This window comes from Streptomyces sp. 8K308, from assembly GCF_004348315.1.
Classification (GTDB): Bacteria; Actinomycetota; Actinomycetes; order Streptomycetales; family Streptomycetaceae; genus Streptomyces.
The window spans coordinates 26084-35062 of sequence record NZ_SMKC01000040.1 but is presented as its reverse complement, the minus strand read 5'-3'; the positions used below and the strand labels follow the sequence as shown (position 1 = coordinate 35062).

At 73.0% G+C, this 8979-nt stretch carries 7 protein-coding genes; all 7 read right to left on the bottom strand.

Features of this window, described 5'->3' with window-relative positions:
* Positions 1-1639 (bottom strand): glutamate synthase central domain-containing protein (locus E1265_RS09050; RefSeq protein WP_279571414.1); only part of this gene is annotated, 1639 nt, incomplete at its 3' end.
* A gap of 361 nt (positions 1640-2000) precedes the next feature.
* On the bottom strand, positions 2001-2705 hold the full coding sequence (locus tag E1265_RS09045) for a VIT1/CCC1 transporter family protein (protein ID WP_132929724.1): 705 nt from the start codon (positions 2703-2705) through the stop codon (positions 2001-2003).
* Positions 2706-3072: 367 nt separating this feature from the next.
* The gene (gene lgt / locus E1265_RS09040; protein ID WP_132929723.1) at positions 3073-4026 is read right to left on the bottom strand and encodes a prolipoprotein diacylglyceryl transferase; all 954 of its coding nucleotides are present in this window, start codon (positions 4024-4026) and stop codon (positions 3073-3075) included.
* 136 nt (positions 4027-4162) lie between these two features.
* Positions 4163-4792, bottom strand: a complete 630-nt coding sequence (locus E1265_RS09035) for a thioredoxin domain-containing protein (RefSeq protein WP_347877168.1) — start codon at positions 4790-4792, stop codon at positions 4163-4165.
* Positions 4793-4993: 201 nt separating this feature from the next.
* A complete protein-coding gene (locus E1265_RS09030; protein ID WP_132929721.1) occupies positions 4994-6211 on the bottom strand; it encodes a DUF1266 domain-containing protein in 1218 nt (405 codons plus the stop codon).
* A gap of 60 nt (positions 6212-6271) precedes the next feature.
* Positions 6272-7087: a tryptophan synthase subunit alpha gene (gene trpA / locus E1265_RS09025; RefSeq protein ID WP_132929720.1), complete on the bottom strand. Its 816-nt coding sequence runs from the start codon at positions 7085-7087 to the stop codon at positions 6272-6274.
* The gene (trpB, locus tag E1265_RS09020; RefSeq protein ID WP_132929719.1) at positions 7084-8385 is read right to left on the bottom strand and encodes a tryptophan synthase subunit beta; all 1302 of its coding nucleotides are present in this window, start codon (positions 8383-8385) and stop codon (positions 7084-7086) included. The genes trpA and trpB overlap by 4 nt, the downstream gene beginning before the upstream one ends.
* Between the last annotated feature and the right edge of the window lie 594 nt (positions 8386-8979).

The window sequence follows — 8979 nt, the reverse complement described above, 5'->3', positions numbered from 1 at the left end:
GGGTGGGCTCGAGCAGGTTGGCCTGGGGGCCGAGCGAGGAGTGCAGCGAGGTGACGAGCTCCTCGCGGATGGCGTCCAGCGGCGGGTTGGTGACCTGCGCGAACAACTGGGTGAAGTAGTCGAAGATCAGCCGGGGCCGGTCGGAGAGCGCGGCGATGGGGGTGTCGGTGCCCATCGAGCCGATGGGCTCGGCGCCGCTGCCCGCCATGGGCGCGAGCAGCACCCGCAGCTCCTCCTCCGTGTAGCCGAAGGTCTGCTGGCGGCGGGTGACGGAGGCGTGGGTGTGCACCACGTGCTCGCGATCGGGCAGGTCGGCCAGTTCGATCAGGCCGGCCTCCAGCCATTCGGCGTAGGGGTGCTCGGCGGCCAGCCGGTCCTTGATCTCGTCGTCCTCGATGATCCGGTGCTCGGCGGTGTCGACGAGGAACATCCGGCCGGGCTGCAGGCGGCCCTTGCGGACCACCCGGGCCGGGTCGATGTCGAGGACGCCGACCTCGGAGGAGAGCACCACGAGGCCGTCGTCGGTGACCCAGTAGCGGCCGGGGCGCAGACCGTTGCGGTCGAGCACGGCGCCGACCTGGACGCCGTCGGTGAAGGTGACGCAGGCCGGGCCGTCCCAGGGCTCCATGATCGTGGAGTGGTACTGGTAGAACGCACGCCTGGCCGGGTCCATGGAGGCGTGGTTCTCCCAGGCCTCGGGGACCATCATCAGCACGGCGTGCGGCAGCGAGCGGCCGCCGAGGTGCAGCAGCTCGAGCACCTCGTCGAAGGTGGCCGAGTCTGAGGCGTCCGGGGTGCAGATCGGGAAGATCCGCTCCAGGTCGCCGGCCCCGAACAGGTCGCTGGCCAGCTGCGACTCCCTGGCCCGCATCCAGTTGCGGTTGCCGCGGACGGTGTTGATCTCGCCGTTGTGCGCGACGAAGCGGTACGGGTGGGCGAGCGGCCAGCTCGGGAACGTGTTGGTGGAGAAGCGGGAGTGCACCAGGGCGATCGCGCTGGCCAGCCGGCGGTCCGAGAGGTCGGGGAAGAACGGCTCGAGCTGGCCCGTGGTGAGCATGCCCTTGTAGACGATGGTGCGGGCCGAGAGCGAGGGGAAGTAGACGCCGACCTCGCGCTCGGCGCGCTTGCGCAGCGCGAAGGCGGCCCTGTCGAGGGCGAGACCGGTCTTCTCGCCCGCCGCGTCGGCGACGAACAGCTGCCGGAAGGCGGGCATGGTCTCGCGGGCCGCGGCGCCGAGCAGCCCGGGCGCGGTGGGCACCTCGCGCCAGCCGAGGACGGAGAGGCCCTCGTCGGCGGCGACGGCCTCGATGCGGGCGACGGCCTCGGCGGTCTCGGCCGCGTCGGCGGGTAGGAAGGCGATGCCCACGGCGTAGCCGCCGGCGGCGGGCAGGACGAACGGGACGCTGTCGCGGAGGAAGGCGTCCGGGATCTGGATGAGGATGCCGGCGCCGTCGCCGGTGTCCGGGTCGGAGCCGGTGGCCCCACGGTGCTCCAGGTTCCGCAGGACGGTCAGCGCCTGGTCGACCAGCTCGTGGCTGGCCTCACCGGTGAGGGTGGCGACGAAGCCGACGCCACAGGCGTCATGCTCGTTGCGCGGGTCGTACATCCCCTGCGCTACCGGATGGGACGCAGAACGCATCGGCTCTCCCGTCGTCGTCTTGGTCTTGTGCTGTTCCGAGGGACGACGTTGGCCCTGGCGTACATAAAATTTTCGTGCAGGTTACACGATGGCCCGGTTCCCGGGAAGCGGATAGCACAGTCCACGATACGGACTTCGCGCCGCTTGACCATGCCGGAGATGGCGGACATGCCCGCCCAAAGCCTTACGGGGTCGACGGGTGCACCGATGCTCGTCGATGCGGGACACATGCCCACCGACAAACAACTGAAACCCGCCGGAAACAAGGCTCGCCCAAAGCGCGCCCAGGGGACATAGCACCCAGACCCGCCCGGGCTATTCCCGGCATCCGCGACATCATGCACGCCGGATCGCGCCGGGTCTACCCCAGCGACGTGCCGAGCAGCGCGCCGAGCGCGTAGGTGACCCCGGCGGCGGCCGCGCCGAGCACCAGCTGCCGCAGCCCGCTGTACCACCAGGACCGCGCGGTCACCCGGGACACCACGGCGCCACACAGGAAGAGGCCGACCAGCGCCACCAGCACGGCGGGCCACAGACTGGTCGCGCCCAGCAGGTACGGCAGCAGCGGCAGCAGCGCCCCGACCGCGAACGAACCGAACGACGACACAGCGGCCACGGTCGGTGACGGCAGGTCGCCGGGACCCACGCCCAGCTCCTCGCGGGCGTGCACCTCGAGCGCCTGCTCGGGATCGGCCGACAGCTGCCGCGCCACCTCCCTGGCCAGCGCCGGCTCGACGCCCCGCCTGACGTACACGTCGGTGAGCTCGGCGAGCTCGTCGGAGGGGTGGCTGCGCAGCTCACGCCGCTCGACGTCGATCTCGGCCAGCACCAGCTCCCGCTGGGAGGCCACCGAGGTGTACTCCCCCGCCGCCATCGAGAACGCCCCGGCCGCGAGGCCGGCCACCCCGGCGACGGCGATGGCGTGCGAGGAGGCGGAACTGCCGGCCACGCCGCTGATCAGTCCGAGGTTGGACACCAGCCCGTCCATCGCCCCGAAGACGGACGGCCTGAGCCATCCCCCGGTGACGTCGCGATGGCTGTGATGCGACTCCGCGGACGTGGACACGCGGGACCTCCTCCCTGCCGGCTGCGACTCGGGGCCCAGCCTGACACCGGGACGCGACCGCTGGCTAGCAAGGCAGGGCGTACTAACCTCCCTGACCAGCGGTTTCCCCGCAGGGCGCACGCCGAGGGTTCTCCCCCACCCGCCCTTGCCCGGCCCTGCGCGCGCTGGCGCGCGTTCGGCGGTCGGCGGTGGCCGCCCTGATGCGGCGCGCTGGGCGCAGCCCGACGCAGGCGCATGGCCGATCACCGCCCCGATCTTCCGGCGCTCCGCGCCGGAAGGTGTTCGCGGCAGCGAAGGCCGAGGAAACGGCCGCGGCCCGCGCGAGGCGCGGGCCGCGGGGTGGGGCGGATGGGTGGGGAATCCGGCGTCAGCCGGCGGCCGCCTTCGCGTCGGCGTCGCCGGACTTCCCGTCCGGCTCCGACTCCGCGTCCGCCTTGGTCTCAGCGGCCTCAGCGGCCTCAGCCTCGGTCTCGGCCTCCGTCTCCGCCTTGGCCTCCGCGGTGTGGGCGTTCGCGTCCGGCTCGACGTCCTCCTCGCGGCCCGGGCGGCGCTTCGCGGAGAGCACCAGGTAGAGCACCGCCGCCGCGAAGACGACCAGGGAGGTCCAGTTGTTCAGCCGTAGGCCGAGGAACTCGTGCGCCTCGTCGATCCGCAGGTACTCGATCCAGAAGCGGCCGACCGTGTAGGCCGCGACGTAGAGCGCGAAAGCCCGCCCGTGGCCCAGCCGGAAGCGGCGGTCGGCCCAGATGACCAGCGCGCCGACGCCCAGGCACCACAGCGACTCGTAGAGGAAGGTCGGGTGGAAGGTGCCCTCGTCGAGGCCGTTGTCGATATCCACCGCCCACGGCACGTCGGTGGCGCGGCCGTAGAGCTCCTGGTTGAACCAGTTGCCCCAGCGGCCGATCGCCTGTGCGAACGCGATGCCGGGGGCGAGCGCGTCCGCCATCGGCGGCAGCGCGATACCGCGCCGCCGACACGCGATCCAGGTGCCGAGGGCGCCACCGGCGATGGCGCCCCAGATGCTGATGCCGCCGTCCCAGATGCGGAACGAGTCGACCCAGTCACGGCCGTCGCCGAAGTAGAGCTGGTAGTCGGTGATCACGTGGTAGACACGGGCGCCGACCAGGCCGGAGGGCACGGCCCACACGGCGATGTCGGCGACGGTACCCGGCTTCCCGCCACGGTCGACCCAGCGCTTGCCGCCGAGCCAGATGGCCAGGAAGACGCCGATGATGATGCACAGCGCGTATCCGCGCAGCGGCAGCGGTCCGAGGTGGATCTCGCTTTCGCTGGGGCTGGGAATCGAGGCAAGGATCTCCATGGTGACCCCGACGCTACCGTGCCCGGCCGGCATGGGGTAATCCGCGGGTCCTTCCGGGGGGCCGTTCGAGGCCCGCCGGAAGGACTGCCGACACGTGGCGCGACCGGCCGGGCACCGAGCGTCGAGGGCCGGCGCCTCAGCCCGCCAGCTCGTTCACCCGGTCGCGCAGGCTGTCCGGCGTCAGCGGGTTGCTGGCGTCGCCGTAGACGCTCTCCCCGTTCAGCAGGATGGTGGGGGTGGCGTTGTACTCCGAGTTCAGGAAGGCGGCGTTCGAGTCGCTGACCCAGCCGTCGTGGGTCCCGTCCTCGACGCAGGAGCGGAACGCCTCGGTGTCGAGGCCCTCGACGCCGGCGGCGAGGTCGATGAGGTGGGACTTGTTCGCGAACGCGTCGTCCTGCTCGGCCGGCTGGTGCTCGAACAGCACGTCGTGGTACTCCCGGAACCGGTCCTCGTCGCGGGCGCAGGCGGCCGCGTTGGCCGCGGCCTTGGAGCCGCTGCCGCCGACGTTGCCGTCGATGATGCTGACCAGGTGGTAGTCGACGCGCAGCTTGCCGGCGTCCGTCAGCTCGTTGATGGTGTCCCGGAAGTTGTCCTCGAACGTGCCGCAGGCCGGGCAGCGGAAGTCCTCGTAGACGGTCAGCGTCGCCGGCGCGTCGGAGGACCCCACGGTGATCGGCTCGGCTTCGGTGGCGTCGCTCGTGCTGCCGCCGCTGTTCGCCGCGATGATCCCCACCACGGCCGCGGCCGCGAGGAGGACCACCGCCACGCCCGCCACCTTGGCGCCGCGCACACGTCGCTCAGACGCGCGCTCCCGCTCCCGCGCCTGCCTGATCCGCTCGCGGGCACTCTGCTTTCCGTCACGATTTCTCTGGCTCACGTCCTGAGCCAACGAACCGCGCCCGGTCAGGACACGCCCGGCACGCCACCGGATCGGCGCGCGGCCCGTCCCGCGGCCGGTGGCCGTCGCTCAGTGATCCGAGCGGTCCGCGGCCGACTGCTGCCACGACACGCTCAGCCAGGGGCTCTCCGGGTCGGTGGACAGCACGCGGTGCGCGGCGACCATCTCGGTGTACCAGTCGCCGAACTCCTCGCTGTCGAAGTGCAGGCAGCGGCCGAGGATGTAGCCCGCGGCGAAGTCGGACCACGAGCGGTACGCCTGGCGGGCGGCCGAGCCGACTCCCAGCAGCGCCCGCTCGGTCTCCGGGAGTTCGCAGTAGCGAGCGCCGAGCCCCCAGCGCGCCATACAGGAGGCGCGGCCGTAGTCCCAGGCCAGCACGGACCGCACCGAGTCCTGGGCGGCGAGCAGTCCATCGGCGCGGAAGCGCGCCTCGTAGCGCAGGACACGGCCGATCAGCTCCTGCACCAGCGCGATGTCCGCCTCCAGGTCGAACTCCGGCGGCCGGCCCGTCTGGTCGACCACCTCGGCGGTGCGCGACACCAGCACCCGCTCGGCCGTCTCGCGCCACCGCACGGCGCCCGGCGTCGGACCGTACTCCCGGGTCAACGCCTGCCGCACCCGCAGCACGAACTCCCAGGCGGGCGAGATGACCTCGCCGCGCAGCAGCCGCTCCTGGATCCGCTGCCAGTCGCCGCGTCCCGAGACGCCCCACCAGGTGCGCAGCAGCTCGCGCTCCTCGCTGTAGCCGCCGTTCTGCCAGCCGAGGTGGTTCCAGAGGGAGCCGTTGTTGACGAAGAGCAGCGCGCCGCACGCCATCCCGTGGGCGAGCGGCCCGGAGCGGTGGCCGGTCCACAGCGTCTTGAGCTGGCCCTCCTGGGTGGCGTTCCTGGCGTGCCTGCGCCACCGCTTGGGCTCGGCGGGGAGGAAGGTCTCCACGGGGGTGCCGGGGTTGATCGCCAGCCAACGGACCGGCCGCGGCCAGGACTTGGCGAGGCCGGCGAGGTCGACGCGCTCGAAGACCTGTCCGCCGGCCGGCGGCGGCAGCATGCCGCGGGTGAAGACGGCCACGCAGAGCCCCTCCACCTGCGGGTCGTTGAAGGGGCTGAAGCGGAGGGAGCCGGGGAGGGCGTCGGCCATCTCCCGGGACATCGGGAAGAAGAGGTCGGTACCGGCCAGGACGGCGAAGAACGCGGCCCAGTCCCCGCGCGAACCGGCCTGATACAGGCCGTGTTCCACCGCTGTGGGCGGCTGCCACGGTATGCCGGCCGCGGTCCCCTCGGTACCCATGAGCCAGGACTGTACCGGAACGCGGCCCGGGTCCCGGGCCGCGTTCCGGCGGGCGTACGGTCAGCCGGTGCGGCGGACGCCGGCCGCCAGTTCGGCGGCGAGTTCGCGCACCCGGCCGAGGGCGGCGCCCTCGTCGTCGTGCTCGAGCAGCGGCCTGACGAACGCGGTGCCGACGATGACGCCGTCGGCGAAGGCCGCGACCTCGGCCGCCTGCCGCCCGTTGGAGACCCCGATGCCGACGCAGACCGGCAGTTCGGTGGTGGCCTTCGTGCGGCGCACCAGCTCCGCCGCCTCCCGGCCGACGGACTCGCGGGTGCCGGTGACGCCCATCAGCGAGGCGGCGTAGACGAAGCCGCTGCCGGCCGCCGTGATGGTGGCGAGCCGCTCGTCCCTGCTGCTCGGGGCGACCACGAACACCGTGGCGAGGCCGTGCTGTTCAGCCGCCTTCCGCCAGGCGTCCGACTCCTCGACCGGCAGGTCGGGCAGGATGCAGCCGGCCCCGCCCGCCTCGGCGAGCTCGGTGGCGAACCGCTCGGGCCCGTACCGGTCCACCGGGTTCCAGTAGGTCATCACCAGCACCGGAACGCCGGTGGCCGCGTGGACCTCACGGACGGTGCGGAGCACGCCGGCGATCCGGATGCCGCCGCGCAGCGCGATGCCGTCGGCGGTCTGGATGACGGGGCCGTCGAGCACCGGGTCGCTGTGCGGCAGGCCGATCTCGATGATGTCGCAGCCGCCCTCGACCATGGTGGTGACGGCGCGGATGCCGCCCTCCAGGGTGGGGAAGCCGGCCGGGAAGTAGCCGATGAGCGCGGCCCGGTCGGACTCCCTGGCCGCTCCGAGCACGGCGCTCAGCGCCGCCGCGTTGCCACTCACTTGTCGCCCTCCTCGGCGTTTTCGCCGGCGTTGTCGTCGGCGTTGTCGTCGTAGAGCCCGAAGTAGCGGGCGGCGGTGTCCATGTCCTTGTCGCCGCGGCCCGAGAGGTTGACCACGATGACGCCGTCGGGGCCGAGCTCGCGCCCGACCTCCAGGGCGCCGGCCAGCGCGTGGGCGCTCTCGATGGCCGGGATGATGCCCTCGGTGCGGGACAGCAGGCGCAGCGCCCGCATCGCCTGGTCGTCGGTCACCGCCCGGTACTCGCCGCGGCCGCTGTCCTTGAGGTAGGCGTGCTCGGGGCCGATGCCGGGGTAGTCGAGGCCGGCGGAGATGGAGTACGGCTCGGTGATCTGGCCCTCGTCGTCCTGGAGCACGTAGGACCTGGAGCCGTGCAGGATGCCGGGCTCGCCGGCGCTGAGGGTGGCGGCGTGCTCGCCGGAGTCCACGCCGTGTCCCGCCGCCTCGCAGCCGACGAGCCGCACCCCGGCGTCCGGGATGAACGCGTGGAACAGGCCGATCGCGTTGGAGCCGCCACCGACGCACGCCACGACGGCGTCCGGCAGCCGGCCCGCCTGCTCCTGGATCTGCCGGCGCGCCTCGACGCCGATGACCCGGTGGAAGTCGCGGACCAGGGCGGGGAAGGGGTGCGGGCCGGCCACGGTGCCGAAGAGGTAGTGGGTGTCGTCGACGTTGGCGACCCAGTCGCGGAACGCCTCGTTGATCGCGTCCTTGAGGGTGCGGCTGCCGGTGGTCACCGGGATCACCTCGGCGCCCAGCATCCGCATCCTGGCCACGTTGAGCGCCTGCCGCCGGGTGTCGACCTCGCCCATGTAGATCGTGCAGTCGAGGCCGAACAGGGCGCAGGCCGTCGCCGTCGCCACGCCGTGCTGCCCGGCGCCGGTCTCGGCGATCACGCGGGTCTTGCCCATGCGGCGGGTGAGCAGTGCCTGGCCGAGCACATTGTTGATCTTGTGCGAGCCGGTGTGGTTCAGGTCCTCGCGCTTGAGGTACACCCGCGCCCCGCCGGCCTCGGCGCCGAACCGCGGCACCTCGGTCAGCGGACTCGGCCGGCCCGTGTAGTGCGTGAGCAGACGGTCGAGCTCGGCGCCGAAGGCCGGGTCCGCCTTCGCCTTCTCGTACTCGGCCGCCACCTCCTCGACGGCGGCGCGCAGCGCCTCGGGCACGAAGATGCCGCCGTAGGCCCCGAAGTACCCGCTGTCGTTGGGCACCGGGCCCTGAAGGTCGGGGAAGAAGTACTCCGCGGCCCGCGTGGACTCCACGGATTCGGTGTCAGACATTCGATGCGTTGCCTTGCCTTCCGGATTGTTCGAACGACGTGTGTGAGGGGGCGGTGGCCGCCGCGCCGCGCCGCGCCCGGCCGGGGGCCGGCGACAGCCGCCACGGCGGCGGCGCCGGCGTGGATCACCGGCCGGCGTCCGGCACCGACCGGCGCCCACGACCGGCCGAGCGACGGCCAACGCCAACCACCACGGCGACCGGCCGGCCCACGGCCTTCGCCGAGCCGAACGGCGGCGTCCTGCCTGGCCGGCCGCTGACCACTGGGGCGTCGCGCGCCCTACCGTTGGAGCGGCCTGTGGGACCAGCTGGCGCGACGCGCCGCCGGCGCCACCGCGCCGGCGAGCTCGACAGCGCCGGTCAGCGATCGGACCGGCTCAGGCCTGTCACGGCCTACGCGGGCGGGAGCCCTCGGTGGCCGGGGTCACGGCTGAGCCGTGACCCGGGCCCGCCGCCATCGGCGGCCGTTGATCTGGCCGGGCTCACAGCCGATGTGATACCGGACACGTCGTCCCAGCACGCGGCGGGCCGGCGCCCGGCAGCCGCGCGGGCGCAGCCCGCGGCCCGGGTCGCGGGAGGTCGACACCGATCCACGC

Bases quoted from the DNA above. Each gene is read 5' to 3' on its own strand.
- lgt (WP_132929723.1), bottom strand. From the start codon at position 4,026: ATGGAGATCCTTGCCTCGATTCCCAGCCCCAGCGAAAGCGAGATCCAC.
- E1265_RS09030 (WP_132929721.1), bottom strand. From the start codon at position 6,211: ATGGGTACCGAGGGGACCGCGGCCGGCATACCGTGGCAGCCGCCCACA.
- trpB (WP_132929719.1), bottom strand. From the start codon at position 8,385: ATGTCTGACACCGAATCCGTGGAGTCCACGCGGGCCGCGGAGTACTTC.